The following is a 17,053-nucleotide window of genomic DNA, read 5'->3' on the forward strand; positions in this document are numbered from 1 at the left end:
GTGCCTCCTTCACCACACGAACAGGCCGACCATGCTGGCCGACAATAGTGAGACGAGGATTCCGGACAGGAGCAGGCGCCCGACGTTCTTGGAGATGAGGTCGTTGCGCTCCTTGTCCACCAGGCCCTTGAAGCAGCCGATGATCATGCCCAGCGTCCCGAAGTTCGCGAAGGACGTGAGGAAGACAGTGAGCACCGCCTGGTAGTGGCGCGCGTAGCCGGAGATCTCGGCGGTGATCTGGCCCATGGCCACGAACTCGTTGGTGACGAGCTTGAGGCCCATGAGCTGGGACATGTCCCAGGCGGTCGAGTTATCCAGGCCCAGGAGAAGCGCGGGCACGTACATGATGACGCCGAGGGCCGACTCCAGGGAGAGTGGCTCCCAGATCGCCCCGAGGATCTTGTCGATGAGGGCGGCCAGGGCGACGAAGGTGATGACGTTGGCGGTGATGATGAGGATGAGCTTGCCCGCGCCCAGGATGGAGTCGCCCAGGAAGGAGAAGAAGGGCTCCTTCGCCGGTCTGCTCGCCGCGCGCCCGGGGTCGCGGCGCAGGACCTTGGCGACCAGGGTGCTCAGGCCCCCGAGCGTGTTGCCGCCGCTCGGCGCGCCCTGCTCCGCGGCCCGGGCCCCGTCGGCCTCCTCGCTCGCGGCCTCCTCGTCCCCGGCGCCCTCGTAGGTGACGATGATGTCCTCCTCCGGCGGCACGTCGACGGGGTAGAGCATGGAGGTGACGATGAGGGCGTTGAGGCAGTTGATGGGCACCGCCGTCAGCACGAACTCGGCGGGTACCATCTGGATGTAGGCGGCCAGGATGGATGCCGTCACGCAGCTCATCGACATCATGGCGATGACGACGTTGCGCCCGGGGTTCATCCGCTGCACCTGGAGCTTGGAGACCGCCAGGGCCTCCGTGTTGCCCAGGAACATCATCTCGATGGAGTAGAAGGCCTCGAACTTGGGCTGGCGGGTGATCGTGCTGAGCCCCCGGCCGATCCACTTGATGAGCCAGGGCAGGAAGCCGATGTAGGTGAGGATGTCGAAGACCGGCACGACGAGCAGGATGGGCAGCAGGGCGGCAACCACGAAGTTCACGGGCGCCGGGTCCACGCCCTCGGCCCCCACCCAGTTCGACAGGGCGAAGTTGATGCCCTTCCAGGCCACGGAGACGAGCTCGTTGAAGCCCGAGGCCGCGCCTTTGACGCCCGCGCGCCCCCAGGCGAAGCTCGTGAGCACATAGGCGATGAGGAGGTTGAGGGCGGTCAGGATTCCCACGGACAACCAGGGGATCTTCTTGCGATCGTGGGAGAGCAGCCAGCCCGCCGCCAGGAAGACGACGATGCCCAGGACGTTGACGATCAAGTACATAGATGGGTCCCTTCGATCGAGCGGTAGGGGAGTGGGGACGGTGGAAGGTGGCGCGCGGGGTCAGCCCAGGCGCGCGAGGGCGTCAGCCCAGCGAGCGTCTGACAGAAAGTGCGCAGTGCGGTCAGCCCAGGCGCGCGAGGGCGTCAGCGACGAGCGCCCAGAAGCGCTCGGCGTCCAAATCCACGCCCACCTGTGTGGTGCAGGTGGGGTCGGACTCGTCGACGAGCGCGCGCATGTCCGCGACAGTCATCCCGTAGGTGAGCGCCCCGCGCAGCTCGACGTCGATCCGGCAGCGCCTCGTGGGCACGAGACCGGGATCGATCACCCGGGCGACGGCGCAGGGGTCGTGCGTGGGCGGGTCGGGGAAGGCCTCCTGGTCCTGGTAGGTGGAGCGGAAGAAGTCCATGAGCCCGCCGACGGCGTAGGCCAGGCGCGGGTTGGCCTCGCACAGGGCGGCCTGGACCTCGGACGTGCACAGCGCCTGGTGGGTGACATCCAGGCCGATCATCGTCACGGGCCAGGACTCGTTGAACACGATCTGGGCGGCCTCGGGGTCGCACAGGATGTTGAACTCGGCGACGGGCGTCGCGTTGCCGACCCCGTAGGCGCCGCCCATGAGGACGATCTCCTTGACCCTCTCGACGATGCGCGGCTCCAGGCGGGCGGCCATCGCGATATTCGTCAGCGGGCCCGTTGGGACGATCGTGACCGTGCCGGGCTCGCGGGTCATGATGGTCTCGATGAGCCAGTCGACGGCGTGCCGCTCGGGCAGTGGTCGGCTCGGCTCGGGCAGGTCGACGCCGTCGAGACCGGTCTCGCCATGGATGTAGGCGGCGTCGATCGCGTCGCGGATCAGGGGCCGACGGCAGCCGGCGTGGACGGGGATCTCGGGGCGGCCTGCGAGCTCGCAGACCGCGCGGGCGTTGTAGGTGACCTTGTCCAGGCTGTGGTTGCCGCCGATCGTCGTGATGCCGAGCAGGTCGACATCGGGGCTGCCCAGCGCGAGGAGGATCGCGATGGCGTCGTCATGGCCAGGGTCGCAGTCGAGGATCATCGTGGTTGTCACATTCGACTCCTTTGTCAGCGTGACTGTGGTCACGACGGGGGGCGTGCAGGGAGCGCGGCCCTCATCAACGGCTACCCAGTCTAGGGCATCACGAAGGGATTTCGCTGGGATTGAGCCGATCGAGGCGGTACGGTGGTAACTCACCGCTGAAGCAAAGGAGCTCATGCCATGGGTCGTGTCATCGTCGTCGGGTCGATCAACCAGGACATCACCGTCACCGTCGAGCGGTTCCCGGAGCCGGGGGAGACCCTCTCGGGGACGTCGACGAGCTACCGGCTTGGAGGCAAGGGGGCCAACCAGGCGGCAGCGGCGGCCCACGGCGGCGCGGAGGCGCTGTTCGTCGGCTGCGTCGGCGGGGATGCCTCCGGGATCACGCTGCGCGAGGAGCTGCGCGGCCATGGTGTGGATGTGGGCGCTCTGCGCACGGATGAGGAGATCACCACCGGCATCGCCTTCATCACCGTCAGCGCCGCCGGGGAGAACACGATCATCCTCGACGCCGGCGCCAACGCCCGCGTCACCGGCTCGCATGCCGCTGAGGCCATCGGGCTGGAGGCCGGCGACGTCGTCGTCCTCCAGGGGGAGATCCCGGCGGCGACCAATGAGGAGATCATCGACTGGACGCACCGGGCTGGGGCCCGCGTGGTCCTCAACCTCGCGCCCGTCTACGCCATCGCGCCGCAGGTGCTGGACAGCGTCGACGTGCTCGTGGTCAATGAGACCGAGTGCGGGCTCGTGCTGGGCTCGCCCGCGCCCGGCACGCCGGAGGAGGCGCTCGCCTCGGCGGCCGCCCTGCGCGAGCGGGGGATCGCCAGCGTGCTCGTCACCCTCGGAGCGGCCGGGGCCGTGTGGGCGTGCGCCGAGGGCAGCGGGCATCTGCCCGCCCTCGACCTGGGGCCCGTGGTGGACACGACGGGCGCCGGGGACGCGAGCGTCGGGGTGCTCGCCGCCGCGCTCGCCGCAGGGCACGACTTCGCCTCGGCCGTGGCCGAGGGCATGCGGGCTGGTTCGACGGCGGTCCTCGCCGCCGGCGCCGCCGCCTCCTACGCCGCCATCGCCCCCGTTACCCCCGCCCCCTGATCGAGACCCGGCGAACAGCACGGCGAAACCGGGCGATCAGCACGGCGAGATCGACTGCGAGCGCGCTTCCACCGCATTGCGACCCCATCGACGGGTGCCGCGCGCAACCGTCGGGGGAGAATGTCGCCGTCGGCGCCACTAATGCAACACAAGCGCCTGTTGTGTTTCATAAGGATGCGGGTTGTGCAGCTTTACGAGCGCGCAGGCGCACAGGGGCGTGGCAGCCGGGCGGCATGCCGCGCAAGGAGTCGCTGGAGAGGCGGTGCGCGGCCTCGCCCCTTCAGAGAAGGACCCACCCGGCGCATGATGGGGCCATGAGCGCTGATCGAGGAGCCACTTCCCGAACCAACCGTCCCCAGCCATCCCACCGAACCGCCCGCGCCACCCTGCCCGACCTCTCCCAGCCGACCCAGCCCTGCACCGCCATCCAGGACCTCATGGCCGCCGAGACCGAGGCCCGTCGCCTCGCCGCAGGCCCCGCCCACGCCCTCCCCGCTGGCGCCGGCGCCCCCGCCGAGCTGCGCGAGGCCCTGACCGGTATCGTCGAGCGCCTCGCCCCCGAGCTCCTCGCCCTGTCCCACGACCTGCACGCCCACCCCGAGGTCGGCTTTCAGGAGCACCACGCGATGGCCGCCGTCGCCGAGCTCCTGCGCGCCCACGGGATCGAGCTCGAGGTGGGGGTCTTCGGCATGGAGACCGCCCTGCGCGCGAGCATCGGGCCCGCCGCGCCCGCCACCGTGCCCAGCGCCCATCCCGGCACCATCGCGATCCTCGCCGAGTACGACGCACTGCCCGGCATCGGCCACGCCTGCGGGCACAACGTCATGTGCGCCAACTCCGTGGGCGCCTTCCTCGCCCTGGCCGCCCTCGAGGCCGAGCGCCCCGGGAGCCTGCCGGGCGCCGTCGTCCTGACCACCACGCCGGCCGAGGAATGCTCCACCGCCAAGGAGGCCCTCGCCCAGGCCGGGATGCTCGACGGCATCGACGCCGCCATCCAGACCCACTCCTACGCCGCCGACGTCACCCACCAGACCTGGCTCGGCCAGCGGCGCATGCGCGTCACCTACCGCGGCATCCCCGCGCACGCCTCCTCCCAGCCCTTCATGGGCCGCAACGCCCTCGACGCCGCCACCCTCGCGCTGACCGGCATCGGCCTGCTGCGCCAGCAGATCCTGCCCATGGATCGCATTCACGCCGTCGTCACCCACGGCGGCGACGTCGCCAACATCATCCCCGAGCGCGCCGAGCTCAACGTCTTCATCCGCTCCAAGGACCTGACCACGCTGCGCGACCTCGTGGCCCGGGTGGAGGACGTCTTCCGCGGCGCCGCCCTCATGACCGGCACCGGCGTCGAGATCACCCCCGACCCCCACCCCAACGAGATGCCCGTGCGGGACAACGCTGCCCTCCTGGCCTCCTGGGTGCGCGCCCAGCGCGAGCGCGGCCGCGAGCCCCTGCCCGCCGGCGTCCTGCCCGAGACGATCGCCGCGGGCACCGACTTCGGCAATGTCTCGCAGCGCGTGCCCGGCATCCACCCGCTCATCAAGGTCACCACCCACGGCGACGTCGCCCTCCACACCCCCGCGATGGCCGAGGCCGCCGGCTCGTCCACGGGGGACGCCGCCTGCCTCGACGGCGCCTACGGGCTGGCGGCCGTGGCCCTGGACTGGCTCCACGACGCCGGGATGCGCGACGCCGCCCGCGCGGACTTCGAGGCCACCGGCGGGGCGGTCGACGTCGCCTCCTTCTGGGACGAGTAGCTGGCGCGACGGCGCGGGAGGCCGATGTGCCTGGCGCCGGGTGCCGACCGCTTCCTCCCGGCCGTTCTCAGGCGACCAGCGCCTCGCGCATGACGTCCAGGCCCACGCTGCCCAGGCGCAGCGCCCGGGCGTGGAAGGCCTTGAGGGGGTCGTCGGCCCCCGCCGCGCGCGCCGCCGCCAGTGAGGCGTCCCGCGCCTTCTCCCACAGCCGCTGACCGACAGCGTAGGACGGCGCCTGCCCCGGCCACCCCAGGTAGCGGTCCAGCTCGAAGCGCAGGAAGGACTCGTCCATCGCGGCATTCCCGCGCAGGAACTCCCAGGCGGAGGCCGCGTCCCAGCGCCCCTCGCCCACCCCCGGGAGCGCGGCGAGCTCGGCGGGCCGCTCCTTGCGCAGGTGCACGCCGATATCCAGGACCACGCGCGCCGCCCGCAGCCGCTGGGAGTCCAGCATCCCCATGCGGTCCGCCGGGTCCTCCTGGAATCCCAGGTCCGCCATGAGCCGCTCGGCGTACAGGGCCCAGCCCTCGCCGTGCCCACTGACCCAGCAGCCGTGGCGCCGCCAGGAGTTGAGCTCGTCGCGCAGGAGGGTCTGCATGCCGATCTGCAGGTGGTGGCCCGGCACGCCCTCATGGAACACCGTGGTCCGCTCCTGCCAGGTCGCGAAGTCCTGAGTCCCGGCAGGGACTGACCACCACATGCGGCCCGGGCGGGAGAAGTCGTCGCTCGGCGCGGTGTAGTAGATGCCGCCCGTCGACGACGGCGCGATCCGGCACTCCAGCGCGCGCAACGGGGCGGGGATGTCGAACTGGGCGCCGTCGAGGGCAGTGATCGCAGCGTCCGAGGTCTCCTGCATCCAGGCCTGGAGCGCCGCCGTTCCATGGAGCTGCCGCGAGGCGTCAGCGCCCAGGCGGTCCAGGGCCTCGGCCACGGTGGTGCCCGACCCGTAGAGGGAGGCTGCGATGGCGCGCTGCTCGGCGTCGATGGCGGCCAGGCGCTCCCGGCCCCACTCGTAGGTCTCGTCAAGGTCGATGCGCGCGCCGAGGAACTCCCGGCTGAAGAGCTCATAGCGCTCGCGGCCCACCGCGTCGTCACTGGTGGCGGTCGGCGCGACCTCGGCGGCGAGCCACCGGGCGGCCTCCGCGTAGGCCGCGCGGGCCAGGCTGGCGGCCTCGCGCAGCTCCGCGGTCAGAGCGGCGGGCAGGGACTCGCCGTCGGCGAGGCTCGCCCCCTCGATGAGGGTCGTGAAGGACGACGACGCCTCCGCAGCCTGGTCCTCGGCCTGCTTGAGGCAGGCGCGCACCTGGCGGGCGGCGGGGTGGTGCCCGCGCGCGGCCGCGACCCGCAGGGAGTCGCGGTGCCCGGCGAGTGCCCCGGGCACCGCCCGCAGGCAGGAGGCGAAGTCCTCCCAGTCGCCGGTGGTGGCCATGGGGTGGTTGTCGAAGGTGTCGCGGATCGTCTGGATCGGGGAGGCGATGTTGTTGAGCGCCCGCAGGTCCTCCCCGGCCTCGTGCAGCTCCTCCTCGACGCCGAACCGCTCCCGCATGGCGACGATCGTCACGCGGTCGACGTCGTCCGCGGACGCGGTGGCGGCCAGCGCGGCCAGGGCCTCGGCACGCAACTCGGCCAGCGCGTCGGCGCCAGCGGGGGAGTAGTCGTCCAAGGCGCCTGCCCTGCCAGGAAGGCCGGAGTAGAGGGCGAACTCGGGGGAGACCTCGGCCAGGCGCTCGACATATGCCTCGGCGACGGCGTCGACCGCAGTGGGTGCGCGGTGGGAGGCGCTAGTCGGTTCGGCCCCGTGGGGCTCGCGGGGATCGATCATGGGGGCGAGCCTAGGGCGGACCTGGCACGATCGGCTCATGATCTCGAATCCTGCGACCGCCAGTTGCCCCCGCGACCTGCCCACCCCTCGCCACCCCGACGGCCCCTACAGGCTCATGATGGTGTGCACCGGGAACATCTGCCGCTCGGCGATGGCGGAGATCGTCATGCTCGACCGCCTCCTGGCCGCGGGCCTTGCCGGGCGCGTCGAGGTGGCCTCCTCCGGGGTCTCCAGTGAGGAGCGCGGCAACCCGATGGACTCGCGGGCCAGGAGGCTCCTGCTCAGCTGCGGCTATGGCGACGGCGAGGCGGGCGGCGACGGCGGTGCTGGCGGTTCTGGTGGAGCAAAGGTCGCGGCGCGTATCGCCTCCCACCGGGCGCACCGCATCACGGATGCCGAGATCGCTGGGGCCGACCTCATCCTGGCGATGACGGCCTCGCATGAGCGCGAAGTGCAGCGCCGCGCGCAGCGGCCGGACGCCACCGAGGACCTGGCGCGGCGCATCCGCATGTTCCGCGAGTTCGACCCGGAGTGCGCGGCGGACCTGGACGCGATCGCGGCGGGGCGGGCCTCCCGGTCGCGGCTCGACGCGCCTGACCCCTGGTACGGCCGCATGGAGGACTTCGAGGAGACCCTGGCGACGATCGAGCGCGTCGTCGACGAGCTCACCCCCGCCCTCTCCGCCCTCCTGCGAGACCGGTCGAAGTAAGGAGCGAAACCGGCCGCGTTTCCACAGGCCGACCGGGGCGCCAGGCCGCCGCCGTCCCTGTGGACAGTGAACCGGTCTCGCGGTGCTGTTCGCCCAGCGCTCTCGATGCTGTTTTCGACCGGTCTCGGGGATCAGGGGAGGCGGGCGGTGAGCCAGCCGGTGAGGGCCGCCAGGTACTCGCCGCGCGCGGGCTCGGGGGACAGCGCGAGGTCGTGCACCCCGCCGGGGATCTGCCGCACGGTGACGTCCTCGCCGAGGAACGGCGCGCGCTCCACCATCTGCGTCACGTCGAGCACCGCGTCCGCCCGCAGCACCGCCTCGCGCCCGGCACCGGGGGCCGCCGACGCCGTCGAGCAGCACAGGAGTACCGGCGCCTCGATCCCCAGTCCATGGCGGACCCGCCGCTGCAGGCGGCGCACACTCGTGAGGAACCCCGCTCGCGCCGGCCATCCCGGCGACGGCTTGAGCGACAGGTCCCAGTCCCATTCCCCGCCCCACCTGGCGTGCAGGGAGCGGGCGTAGGGGTCGGCCTCGAACGCGCCCGCGTCGTCCGCCTCGGGCGCCGCCGGGTTCGCGATGACCCGCCCCGGCATCCACCGCGACATGAGGTCCACCGCCGCCGTGCCGTAGGAGCGCATGAAGCCCGAGGCATTGAGATCCAGCCACGGCGAGTTGAGCGTGACGGCCGTGACCGCCCCCGGGTGGTCCGCCGCCCACAGCACCGCGGACAGCCCGCCGGTGGAGTGCGCGTTGAGGACGACGACGCCGTGCCCCTTCTCCTCGCGCACGATCCGCACCGCCTCGGTGATCTCCTCGTCGTAGACGAGCAGGTCCGTCGTGTCGTGCGGGAAGGACCCCTCGGGCAGGTCCGCGCCCGCCCGCCCGCAGCCGCGCATCTCCAGGGCGTAGAACTCGAAGCCCGTCTCATCGAGTGCGTCCGCGAGGTGGGTCTGGAAGAAGTAGTCGGTCCGGCCGTGGATGTACAGCACCGCCCGCGCGTGACGGGCGGCGCCGGCGTCGCGCCGGTGGACGAGGATCGCGTGATCCGCCCCGGGCGCAGCGTCGGACGGCGTGACGGGAATGCGGCGCGCCACCCAGGGCTCGCCCAGGAGGTCCGGGAGGATCGTGGTCATGCAGGCATCGTAGATCTGGGCGGGCTTTTCCGCCCCGCGTCATCAGTTCGTGACTTTGGTCCCGGAATCGTCGCGCGGCTTGCGCGCCCGCGACTCGCCTTTGTACCGTTCTCCCGACCATCCAGAGCAGCTGAGAGACCTGGCTCGACGACGCTGCAGCAACCCCCTGTGAGGGTGAGGGTGCTTCCGCCAGGACCGATGGAGGACTCATGAGCGATCCGATCCCAGGTGCCGAGCCGATCGAGGCCGACGGCGCAGTCGCGGACGAGCCCACCGACCTCACCGACGCCGAGCTCTCCACTGCCGAGGCCGCCCAGGCGGGCGCCCCCGAGGCGGCGGACGACTCGATGATCTCCCTGCGCGACGTCGTCAAGGTCTACACCCTGCGTGACGGCACCGAGGTGCGCGCCCTGGACGGCCTCACCCTCACCGTCCCCGCGGGCTCCATCCACGGGATCGTCGGCACGTCGGGCGCCGGCAAGTCCACGCTCATCCGCTGCCTGACCGCCCTGGAGCCCGTGACCGCCGGGGAGGTGCGCGTGGCGGGCCAGGACATGACCGCGCTGTCGGCCCGCGAGCTGCGCGAGGCCCGCCGCCGGATCGGCATGGTCTTCCAGCACGCCAACCTCCTGGACTCGCGCACGACGGCGCAGAACATCGCCTACCCGCTCGCCCTGGCCGGCGTGGCCAAGGGGGAGCGCCACGAGACGGTCGCCGAGATGCTCGACCTCGTGGGCCTCGCCGACCGCGGCGGCTCCTACCCCAGCCAGCTCTCGGGCGGCCAGAAGCAGCGCGTCGGCATCGCCCGGGCACTCGCGGACCAACCCGCCGTGCTCCTGTGCGACGAGCCCACCAGCGCCCTCGACCCCGAGACCACTCGCTCGATCCTCGACCTCATCAAGGATGTGCGCGACCGCCTCGGCGTCACCGTCGTCATCATCACCCACGAGATGAGCGTCGTCCGCCAGGTCTGCGACTCCGTCAGCCTCCTGGAGGCCGGCCGCATCGTGGAGTCCGGGCCGATCGAGGACGTCGCCTCCGACGTCGACTCGCGCCTGTCCCACGAGCTCGTGCCCGTCCCAGCGATCCCTGAGGGCTCGTTGGCCGAGGGCGACGCCGTCATCGACGTCGCGCTCACCGCCCACCCGGGCCAGCCCGCCGCCGCGCATGTGCTCGCCCTGGCCTCCGAGCACGGCGCCGACGTCGCCGGAGGCGTCTTCGAGACCCTGGGGCAGGCGCAGGTCGGCCGCCTCGCCCTCACCATTCCAGCCGACAAGGCCCCCGGCGTCGTCGACGCCCTGGCGGCCGCCGGCGCCACCGCGGAGGTGCGCTCATGATCGCCCTGAACGCCGCTGCCCACCTGGACTCCCTCGCCGCCGTGCTGCCCGCAGGCGCGCGGGACAAGAAGTGGTTGGAGAACCCCGCCATCACGGACAAGCTGTGGCCCGCCACCATGGAGACCTTCGAGATGACCCTCGTCTCCGGGGCGCTCGCGGTGCTCTTCGGCCTCCTGCTGGGCCTGGCGCTCGTGACCACGGGCAAGCGGGGCCGGCACCCCAACCGCTTCGTCTACGAGGTCCTCTCCCAGATCGTCAACATCGGCCGCTCACTGCCGTTTATCATCCTCATGGTGGCGATCCTGCCGCTCACCCGCGTCATCGCCGGCTCGTCGCTCGGCTGGGAGGCGGCCTGCGTGCCGCTGACCGTGGGAGCGATCCCCTTCTACGCGCGCCTGGTGGAGACCGCCGTCAACAATGTGGAGGCGGGGAAGGTCGAGGCCGCCCTCATGATGGGGGCCTCCAGCAACCAGATCACCTGGGGGGTCCTCGTGCGCGAGGCCCTGCCCACCCTCATCCAGTCCGCCACGGTCACGCTCATCACCCTGCTCGGCTACTCGGCGATGGCGGGCGCCGTCGGCGGCGGCGGGCTGGGCGACCTCGCCGTCCAGTACGGCTTCCAGCGCAACCAGACGGACGTCATGATCGTCACCGTCGTCCTCATCGTCCTCATCGTCGGCGTCATCCAGCTCGTGGGCGACATGCTCAGCCGGCTGGTGGACCACCGCTGAGGCCCCCGCCAGCCGGCAGAGATGATCGCCGACGCCGCTCCGCCGTCCCCCGATCGCACCGCCCAGCACCTCCAGACCCTTCCATTGAAAGGACTCCCCATGAGCACCCTCCTGCCCTCCTCGATCTCCCGCCGCGCCTTCGCCACCGGAGCCCTGGCCACCGCCGTCGCCGCCACCCTGGCCGCCTGCGGCTCGGACTCCGACAGCCAGCCCAAGGGCATGAAGAAGGACGGCGACACCGTCGTCATCTCCATCGGGGCCACCCCCCAGCCCCACGTCACGATGCTCACCCACATCAAGGACAACCTGCTGTCCGGCACAGGCATCGACCTGGACATCAAGGAGATCAACGACTACACGACGCCGAACATCAGCCTCAACGACGGCTCCATCGCCGCCAACTTCTTCCAGACGCCCAACTACCTCAAGCAGCAGATCGACGAGCACGGCTACGACTTCGTGTCCATCGCCGACGTCCACGTCGAGCCCATGGGCATCTACTCCAAGAAGGCGACCACGCTCGACGAGATCCCCGCGGGCGGCCAGATCGTCCTCAACAACGACCCGGCCAACACGGCCCGCGGCTTCAAGCTGCTCGAGGCCGCCGGCCTCGTCACCCTCAACCCCGACGCCGAGCTGCCCACTGACTCCGACGTGACCGGCAACCCGAAGAACTTCACCTTCACGACGGTCGACGGCGCCCAGGTGGCCAACACCATGGAGGACGCGTCCGCCGTCGTCCTCAACGGGAACTACGCCCTTGATGCCGGGCTCACCCCTGTCACCGACGCTCTCAAGCTCGAGTCCGTCGACGCCGCCCCCGCGAACCAGCTCGTCGTGCGCTCAGGGGACAAGGACAACGAGTCCCTCAAGAAGCTCGCCGAGATCATGAACTCCGCGGACTTCAAGTCCTACATCGAGACCACCTGGTCCGACGGCTCCGTCCGCCCGGCATTCTGATCCCCGGCCTCCTGCACTGATCGGCCCGGCCGCGCGAGTGCGCGGCCGGGCCGATCTGCCGCTGGGTGGCCGCAGTGGCCGGTGGGCGGGGCCCGCTCAGCGCGTGGCGCGGTAGCCGATGAGACTGCCGGTGGAGGAGTCCCAGCTCACCAGCGTCGTGGGGGAGGTGAGGGTGAGGGTGGCGGTGTCCGCCGAACCCTCCAGGGCGATGCTCTTGCCGGTGTCGGCGTTGACGAGGGTGTGGAAGGCGGCGGCGCTCGTGTCCGATGCGGCGGTGTCGACCAGCAGGATGACGCCGCCGGAGTCGGAGGAGCGCGCGTCGATCGGGCATGCGTCCCCTGAGCTCGCATCGCCGTCGGCTGTGGGCGGGGTGAAGGCGGGGCGCCCGGTCATGGTGATCTCGGTGACGCAGAAGCGCGCCGTCGTCGCGTGGCCCAGGGCGGAGGGATCGGAGGGGTCGGTCATCTCCGCCTTGGCCTGGGCGAGGGTGGGAAGGCGGCGGTGCGGGTAGATGCTGAAACTGGGGTCAGAGGGGCGCGTGCCCCGCTCATAGGACTCCTGGTAGGCGCCGGTCAGGTCGAAGCTCGCGTAGCGGTCGCCGCCGCCTCCTGGCATCGAGTAGGCGACGACCCAGCCGTCCTTGGCGGGCCTCGGGTAGCCGGAGGCAGTGGCGCCGTTGGGGAGCGCCAGGGGCGTGAAGGCACCGGAATCGAGGTCCACGAACCCGGCCCCGAGCGAGACGTAGCGGCGGCCCTCATGGACGACGACGCTGCGGGGCTCCCTGGTGGCGGAGTAGCCGCCCGCATCGGGGTTGGTGCCCGGGATGGCTGTGGACCACAGCTCGCCCAGGTCCGTGGACCAGGCTCGGCACTGGTGGGAGGTGTCGCAGGCCAGAGCGACGTCGTCGGCGACGGACGCGCTCACGCCGCTGCCCCAGGGGGCGGGTGTGGTGGCGCCGGTGGTGAGGTCGTAGAGGGTGGCGCCGTGGATGAGCCAGCGGTGCCCCCATTGCTGGACGCTCGGCGTGCCAGCGGGAGCGCGCGTCTGGCCATCCAGATTCAGGGTGGCGGTCCAGGCCTGGGTGAGGGAGTCGCTGTCCTCGCCGATGGTGTACGCGGTCAGGTTGGTGCGGTTATCGATGGCGAAGACGTGGTCGGTGGAGGTGACGACCTCGGCGCCTGCGCTGATGGTGGCCGACCAGGCCTTGACGGCGCCCGCCTGCCATTGATCGGAGGGGTTGGGGATGACGGGGCGGTACTGGTGCTCGTCGTCGCCCAGCGCGGGGATGGTGGGGGCGGCGTCGATCTGCGTGGGCGCCGGCGAGGAGGCGAGGTGCCAGCCCGCGCCGACGCCGGTGGCGGCCAGGACGAGAGCGGCCAGCACGCTCACGGCGCTCCTGCGCCGACGCCGGTCTCGGCCATCGCTGCCATCGCTGCCCATGACCCGAGCATACTGAGCCGCCCTGCCGGGGGCGAGCGTCGGCGAGGGGCTCAGCTCGCGGGCCGATAGCCGGTGAGCTGGCCGGTGGCGGGGTTGTCGCCGATGGCGTAGGCGGGGGTCGCGAGCGTGACCTTGGCCTGGTCGGCGAAGTCCATGCCCTCGAAGGGGATGGGTGCCCCGGTGATCCCATCGGACATCTGGCCGAAGCTCCCAAAACCGATATGCAGGTTGGAGAGCATGACGATACTGCCGTCGCTTGAGAAGTAGGCGACGTCGATGCAGTAGTGCTCCACAGTCTGTCCGTGGATGGGCGCTGTGGTGGGCGCCGGGGGCGCGATCGTGACGCCGTTGGACATGGTGGCGTGCGTCAGGCAGTGCTCCACCTCGGAGAACGTGCCCGTCGCAGTGGTGGCTTTGACGGTGGTGAACTTCGACTTGTATTCCGCCAGGGTTGGGAACTCCCGGTGCGGGTAGATCGGCTGATCTGACTTTGGGGCGTCGTCGCCGCTCTCGTAGCCCTCGACCAAGGTGCCATCCACGGAGAAACTGGCGTACTGGTCAGATTTGACGCCGGGCGTCGTGTACCTGAGGACCCAGCCGTCCTGGTCCGGCCATATCGTGCCAACCTTCTCGAGCTCCTTCGGAGGGGTGAGGGTGGTGGTCTCGCCGGTGTCGAGGTCGATGACGATGTTCTGGAGGTCGGTGTAGCGGTGGCCGTTCCTGGTCACGTAAGGCTGGACGGTCCGAGTCTCGGAGTCGCTCGTGGGCTCGGGGCTCTTGTCCCCTGTGCCGGGCACGGTCATGCTCCACAGCTGCTGGAGGCCCGTGTTCCATGCCGTGCACAGGTCATTGGCGTCGCAGCTGACGGCGACGTCGTCGACGACCGCCGCCGTTACACCCGTCCCCCAGGGGGCCGGACTGGAGGCCCCGTGTTGAGGTCGTACAGGGTGCCGCCGTTGATCATCCACGCGGAGCCCCACTGCAGGACCGCGGCCTCAGTGGTGTAGAGGCTGTCGTCGTCGCGGCCGAGCCTGGCGGACCACGCTTCGGAGATCGTGTCTCCCGAGTACGAGTAGGCCGTGACATCAAGGCGGTCCTTGAGCACGAACACGTGGTCCGGGGTGTAGGTGAATGTCGCCCCGGAGTCCACGCTCATGCTCCAGGTCTTCGTGGCGCCGTTGCGCCAGTCGTCAGAGGGGTCCGGCAGGCCGGAGGCCGGGGTAGACGGCCTGCGCCTGGTCGGCGGTGGAGCGCTCCGTGTCGGTGGGCGAGGTGTGCCGCGCGAGGTACCAGCCGCCAACCGCCCCGATGCTCGCTAGGAGCAAGGCTGCGGAGGCGCTGAGTGCGATGAGCTTCCGGCTCGGCGGCAAGGAGGAGAGTGCCGGGCCTGCTGGGCTGGCGGCCTCCTCCGGCGCGGGCGGGATCGCGAGTGAGCCGGTGGGTGCCTCGGGGGTCGGGCCTCCGGAAAGCGCGTGCTGGGCGCTGGCGTCAGGGAAACGGCGGTCATCGCTCATGGCCACGAGCATAGTGACCGGGCTGTGACAATCCGAGGGCGTGGGCTCGTCTGTTGTCCCTATCGGGGTCGACGACCGCGCGGCGGGAGGACACCGGGAAGCGGTCTTCTCCAGGTGTGCCGTCTCTTCCTCGCTCTCCGTCGCCTGCGCCCGGATGCTTTGGGGAGCGCTCCCCTGATGACCGACGACGGCAACCTGCCCCCAGGCCGCCCTGAATATGATTCAATCAACTGTGTCAGTGCGGTTCGGCGCAAAGGGGCTCTTCCAGTATGAGAGTGCGGACGTGCGGGATTAGAGGGGGCTCTCGAAGTCCCTGCACAAGTTGATGGGTTCTCTGAGGATGTCCTGCCATGCACGGCAAGACCTCCAGCGCGCCAGCCCCGGACTACCAGCCTGCTACCGCCTCAAACCGGAAGGGCCAGATAACGAGGCTTATTCATAGGGGTGTTTTGTTGGTAATAGCGTGCCGCTAAGCAGGGTGGCGGCTTGCTCTTGAGAGAATCCTTGGTGCTTAAGCCAATCCAACCAAGAGGCAAACCGCCATGACGAATAGCAGCACGAGAATCCCTCGGTGTGAGGTTATGGGCCTGTGCGAGGCCATTCACGCCTCCGGTCCTCTGCCTGTGTTCGGGGCGAGGGCGCTGGGGCTGTTCGTGTGCGTGCGCCTGACCCTGACCTGCCTGCGGCACAACCTGCCCCAGGAGCTGCTCGCCGAGCTCTACGGAGTCTGGCAGGCCACCGTCTTTCGCGTCATCAGCGCCTGCACGCCCCTGATTGCCGCATGCCTGAACGGCAGTGCTCCAACGGTGGAGGACCTGGATGCCACGGCCCAGCTGATCATCGACTCCGCCCTGCTTCAGTGCTGGTCCTGGAAGGACCACTTTGAGCTGTGCTCCGGCAAGCACAAGACCGCGGGGCTGAGCGTCCAGGTGGCCTGCGCCCTGTCAGGGGCCCTGGCCTGGGTGTCCGACCCCCAGGACGGATGCGCGCACGGCGCTCAGGCCCTGCGCCGCGGCGGCCTGCTCGACGTGCCCGCCACCGGCCTGCCCGACGGGGCGTCACCACCCAGGCGTATTGGCGACAAGGGGCGCATCGGGCTGGGCGTGATCACCCCGAGAAGAAAACCCGCGAGACTTCCCCCCCGCCCAGACGACAAGGCCTGCAACCGGGCCGTCAACCAGATTCGCCACAAGATCGAACGAGTCATCGCCAGCATCAAGACCTGGAGAGTCCTGCGCACCGGCTGCAGAAGACCACCGGAAACCTTCCCGGAAACCATCACCGCAGTCCTCGGACTCATATTCACCTACACCCTATGAATAAGCCTCGATGAACCCGATAATCAGACGGAACTGCTTCCCTCATGCCTTCTGCGGGGTATGACGTGACCGGCCACGGAGCACGTCATCGCACGGCGGTCGAGTTGTGGCCAGTGGCGCGTCGGTAAGGTGGCCAGGCAGCTCCGTCCCGCCCCTCAGTCGACGATGCCGTAGAGGCGGTCGCCGGCGTCGCCCAGGCCCGGCACGATGTAGCCCTGCTCGTTGAGGTGGTCGTCCACCGCGGCAGTCACCACCGTGACGTTCGCGCGGTCGCCAATGGCGTCCTCCAGGTACTTCAGGCCCTCCGGGGCCGCCAGCAGGCACAGGGCCGTCACATCCCGCGCGCCGCGATCCAGCAGGTAGTTCGTGGCATCCGTGAGCGTGTGCCCGGTGGCGAGCATCGGGTCGATGATGAAGCACTGGCGCCCGGAGAGGTCGTCCGGCAGGCGGTTCGCGTAGGTGTCCACCTCCAGGGTCTGCTCATCGCGCTTCATCCCCAGGAACCCGACCTCAGCCGTGGGCAGCAGGCGCGTCATGCCCTCCAGCATGCCCAGGCCCGCCCGAAGGATCGGCACGACGATCGGCCGCGGCGCCGCGATCCGCTGGCACGGCGCCACCGCCACCGGCGTCTCGATATCCACCGGCTCCGTGCGCACATGCCGCGTCGCCTCATAGGCCAGCAGGGTGACGAGCTCATCGACGAGCTGGCGGAACACCGCCGAGTTCGTCGTCCGGTCCCGCAGGACCGCCAGCTTGTGATCGATGAGGGGGTGGTCGACGTCGATGAGATGCATGGGGCCAGCCTACGGCCCCGGGGCGC

The 17,053-nt window shown here is 70.5% G+C and carries 16 protein-coding genes and 1 riboswitch; of the genes, 7 read left to right on the top strand and 9 right to left on the bottom strand.

Annotated features, from left to right (window positions below; genetic code table 11):
- Nucleotides 1-9: 9 nt before the first annotated feature.
- Together A1QA_RS0105745 and uriH are read right to left on the bottom strand one after the other, a co-directional pair.
- Nucleotides 10-1,365, bottom strand: a complete 1,356-nt coding sequence (locus A1QA_RS0105745; protein ID WP_017177969.1) for a NupC/NupG family nucleoside CNT transporter — start codon at nucleotides 1,363-1,365, stop codon at nucleotides 10-12.
- A 121-nt stretch (nucleotides 1,366-1,486) separates the two neighbouring features.
- Complete coding sequence (gene uriH / locus A1QA_RS0105750; protein WP_026048729.1) at nucleotides 1,487-2,431, bottom strand: uridine-preferring nucleoside hydrolase UriH; 945 nt, start codon at nucleotides 2,429-2,431, stop codon at nucleotides 1,487-1,489.
- 168 nt (nucleotides 2,432-2,599) lie between these two features.
- Here uriH and A1QA_RS0105755 point away from each other — a divergent pair, with 168 nt between their 5' ends.
- Nucleotides 2,600-3,511: a PfkB family carbohydrate kinase gene (locus tag A1QA_RS0105755; protein ID WP_017177971.1), complete on the top strand. Its 912-nt coding sequence runs from the start codon at nucleotides 2,600-2,602 to the stop codon at nucleotides 3,509-3,511.
- 437 nt (nucleotides 3,512-3,948) lie between these two features.
- Complete coding sequence (locus A1QA_RS0105760; RefSeq protein WP_051000561.1) at nucleotides 3,949-5,271, top strand: amidohydrolase; 1,323 nt, start codon at nucleotides 3,949-3,951, stop codon at nucleotides 5,269-5,271.
- A gap of 67 nt (nucleotides 5,272-5,338) precedes the next feature.
- On the opposite strand, the gene A1QA_RS0105765 is transcribed toward A1QA_RS0105760, so the two are convergent.
- Nucleotides 5,339-7,090 (bottom strand): DUF885 domain-containing protein, encoded by a 1,752-nt coding sequence (locus tag A1QA_RS0105765; protein WP_017177973.1) that lies wholly within the window; start codon nucleotides 7,088-7,090, stop codon nucleotides 5,339-5,341.
- 37 nt (nucleotides 7,091-7,127) lie between these two features.
- Here A1QA_RS0105765 and A1QA_RS0105770 point away from each other — a divergent pair, with 37 nt between their 5' ends.
- Nucleotides 7,128-7,799, top strand: coding sequence for a low molecular weight protein-tyrosine-phosphatase (locus tag A1QA_RS0105770; protein WP_017177974.1), 672 nt, complete (start codon nucleotides 7,128-7,130; stop codon nucleotides 7,797-7,799).
- 131 nt (nucleotides 7,800-7,930) lie between these two features.
- Here the strand turns inward: A1QA_RS0105770 and A1QA_RS0105775 are convergent, their stop codons facing one another.
- Nucleotides 7,931-8,932 carry an alpha/beta hydrolase gene (locus A1QA_RS0105775; RefSeq protein WP_017177975.1) on the bottom strand — a complete coding sequence of 334 codons (1,002 nt, stop codon included), beginning with the start codon at nucleotides 8,930-8,932 and terminating at the stop codon, nucleotides 7,931-7,933.
- Between the two features lie 114 nt (nucleotides 8,933-9,046).
- Nucleotides 9,047-9,137, top strand: a riboswitch (SAM riboswitch).
- A 4-nt stretch (nucleotides 9,138-9,141) separates the two neighbouring features.
- Here A1QA_RS0105775 and A1QA_RS0105780 point away from each other — a divergent pair.
- From A1QA_RS0105780 to A1QA_RS0105790, 3 genes are all read left to right on the top strand, one after another.
- Entirely contained in the window at nucleotides 9,142-10,269 is a 1,128-nt protein-coding gene (locus A1QA_RS0105780; RefSeq protein WP_017177976.1) for a methionine ABC transporter ATP-binding protein, read from the top strand.
- Nucleotides 10,266-11,000, top strand: a complete 735-nt coding sequence (locus A1QA_RS0105785) for a methionine ABC transporter permease (protein ID WP_017177977.1) — start codon at nucleotides 10,266-10,268, stop codon at nucleotides 10,998-11,000. Before A1QA_RS0105780 ends, A1QA_RS0105785 begins: the two co-directional genes overlap by 4 nt.
- Nucleotides 11,001-11,099: 99 nt before the next feature.
- On the top strand, nucleotides 11,100-11,960 hold the full coding sequence (locus tag A1QA_RS0105790) for a MetQ/NlpA family ABC transporter substrate-binding protein (protein ID WP_017177978.1): 861 nt from the start codon (nucleotides 11,100-11,102) through the stop codon (nucleotides 11,958-11,960).
- A gap of 96 nt (nucleotides 11,961-12,056) precedes the next feature.
- On the opposite strand, the gene A1QA_RS0105795 is transcribed toward A1QA_RS0105790, so the two are convergent.
- From A1QA_RS0105795 to A1QA_RS0105810, 4 genes are all read right to left on the bottom strand, one after another.
- On the bottom strand, nucleotides 12,057-13,349 hold the full coding sequence (locus A1QA_RS0105795) for a hypothetical protein (RefSeq protein ID WP_020372761.1): 1,293 nt from the start codon (nucleotides 13,347-13,349) through the stop codon (nucleotides 12,057-12,059).
- A gap of 101 nt (nucleotides 13,350-13,450) precedes the next feature.
- Nucleotides 13,451-14,203, bottom strand: a complete 753-nt coding sequence (locus A1QA_RS0105800) for a hypothetical protein (RefSeq protein WP_020372762.1) — start codon at nucleotides 14,201-14,203, stop codon at nucleotides 13,451-13,453.
- Nucleotides 14,204-14,292: 89 nt separating this feature from the next.
- Nucleotides 14,293-14,556: a hypothetical protein gene (locus A1QA_RS0105805; RefSeq protein WP_017177979.1), complete on the bottom strand. Its 264-nt coding sequence runs from the start codon at nucleotides 14,554-14,556 to the stop codon at nucleotides 14,293-14,295.
- A 34-nt stretch (nucleotides 14,557-14,590) separates the two neighbouring features.
- Nucleotides 14,591-14,914 carry a hypothetical protein gene (locus tag A1QA_RS0105810; RefSeq protein ID WP_154652246.1) on the bottom strand — a complete coding sequence of 108 codons (324 nt, stop codon included), beginning with the start codon at nucleotides 14,912-14,914 and terminating at the stop codon, nucleotides 14,591-14,593.
- A gap of 623 nt (nucleotides 14,915-15,537) precedes the next feature.
- On the opposite strand from A1QA_RS0105810, the gene A1QA_RS13710 reads away from it, so the two are divergent.
- Nucleotides 15,538-16,233 carry a transposase gene (locus A1QA_RS13710; protein WP_244266069.1) on the top strand — a complete coding sequence of 232 codons (696 nt, stop codon included), beginning with the start codon at nucleotides 15,538-15,540 and terminating at the stop codon, nucleotides 16,231-16,233.
- 155 nt (nucleotides 16,234-16,388) lie between these two features.
- On the opposite strand, the gene upp is transcribed toward A1QA_RS13710, so the two are convergent.
- Complete coding sequence (upp, locus tag A1QA_RS0105820) at nucleotides 16,389-17,027, bottom strand: uracil phosphoribosyltransferase (protein WP_017177982.1); 639 nt, start codon at nucleotides 17,025-17,027, stop codon at nucleotides 16,389-16,391.
- Between the last annotated feature and the right edge of the window lie 26 nt (nucleotides 17,028-17,053).

This window comes from Actinomyces timonensis DSM 23838 (assembly GCF_000295095.1).
GTDB lineage: Bacteria > Actinomycetota > Actinomycetes > Actinomycetales > Actinomycetaceae > Actinomyces > Actinomyces timonensis.

What these genes read in the sequence shown, in the direction of transcription:
- A1QA_RS0105810 (WP_154652246.1), bottom strand. Translation starts at nt 14,914, where the DNA reads ATGAGCGATGACCGCCGTTTCCCTGACGCCAGCGCCCAGCACGCGCTT.
- A1QA_RS0105790 (WP_017177978.1), top strand. Translation starts at nt 11,100, where the DNA reads ATGAGCACCCTCCTGCCCTCCTCGATCTCCCGCCGCGCCTTCGCCACC.
- A1QA_RS0105755 (WP_017177971.1), top strand. Translation starts at nt 2,600, where the DNA reads ATGGGTCGTGTCATCGTCGTCGGGTCGATCAACCAGGACATCACCGTC.
- A1QA_RS0105765 (WP_017177973.1), bottom strand. Translation starts at nt 7,090, where the DNA reads ATGATCGATCCCCGCGAGCCCCACGGGGCCGAACCGACTAGCGCCTCC.
- A1QA_RS0105785 (WP_017177977.1), top strand. Translation starts at nt 10,266, where the DNA reads ATGATCGCCCTGAACGCCGCTGCCCACCTGGACTCCCTCGCCGCCGTG.
- A1QA_RS0105745 (WP_017177969.1), bottom strand. Translation starts at nt 1,365, where the DNA reads ATGTACTTGATCGTCAACGTCCTGGGCATCGTCGTCTTCCTGGCGGCG.
- upp (WP_017177982.1), bottom strand. Translation starts at nt 17,027, where the DNA reads ATGCATCTCATCGACGTCGACCACCCCCTCATCGATCACAAGCTGGCG.
- A1QA_RS0105770 (WP_017177974.1), top strand. Translation starts at nt 7,128, where the DNA reads ATGATCTCGAATCCTGCGACCGCCAGTTGCCCCCGCGACCTGCCCACC.
- A1QA_RS0105780 (WP_017177976.1), top strand. Translation starts at nt 9,142, where the DNA reads ATGAGCGATCCGATCCCAGGTGCCGAGCCGATCGAGGCCGACGGCGCA.
- A1QA_RS0105805 (WP_017177979.1), bottom strand. Translation starts at nt 14,556, where the DNA reads ATGAGCGTGGACTCCGGGGCGACATTCACCTACACCCCGGACCACGTG.
- A1QA_RS0105800 (WP_020372762.1), bottom strand. Translation starts at nt 14,203, where the DNA reads ATGACCGTGCCCGGCACAGGGGACAAGAGCCCCGAGCCCACGAGCGAC.
- A1QA_RS0105775 (WP_017177975.1), bottom strand. Translation starts at nt 8,932, where the DNA reads ATGACCACGATCCTCCCGGACCTCCTGGGCGAGCCCTGGGTGGCGCGC.
- A1QA_RS0105760 (WP_051000561.1), top strand. Translation starts at nt 3,949, where the DNA reads ATGGCCGCCGAGACCGAGGCCCGTCGCCTCGCCGCAGGCCCCGCCCAC.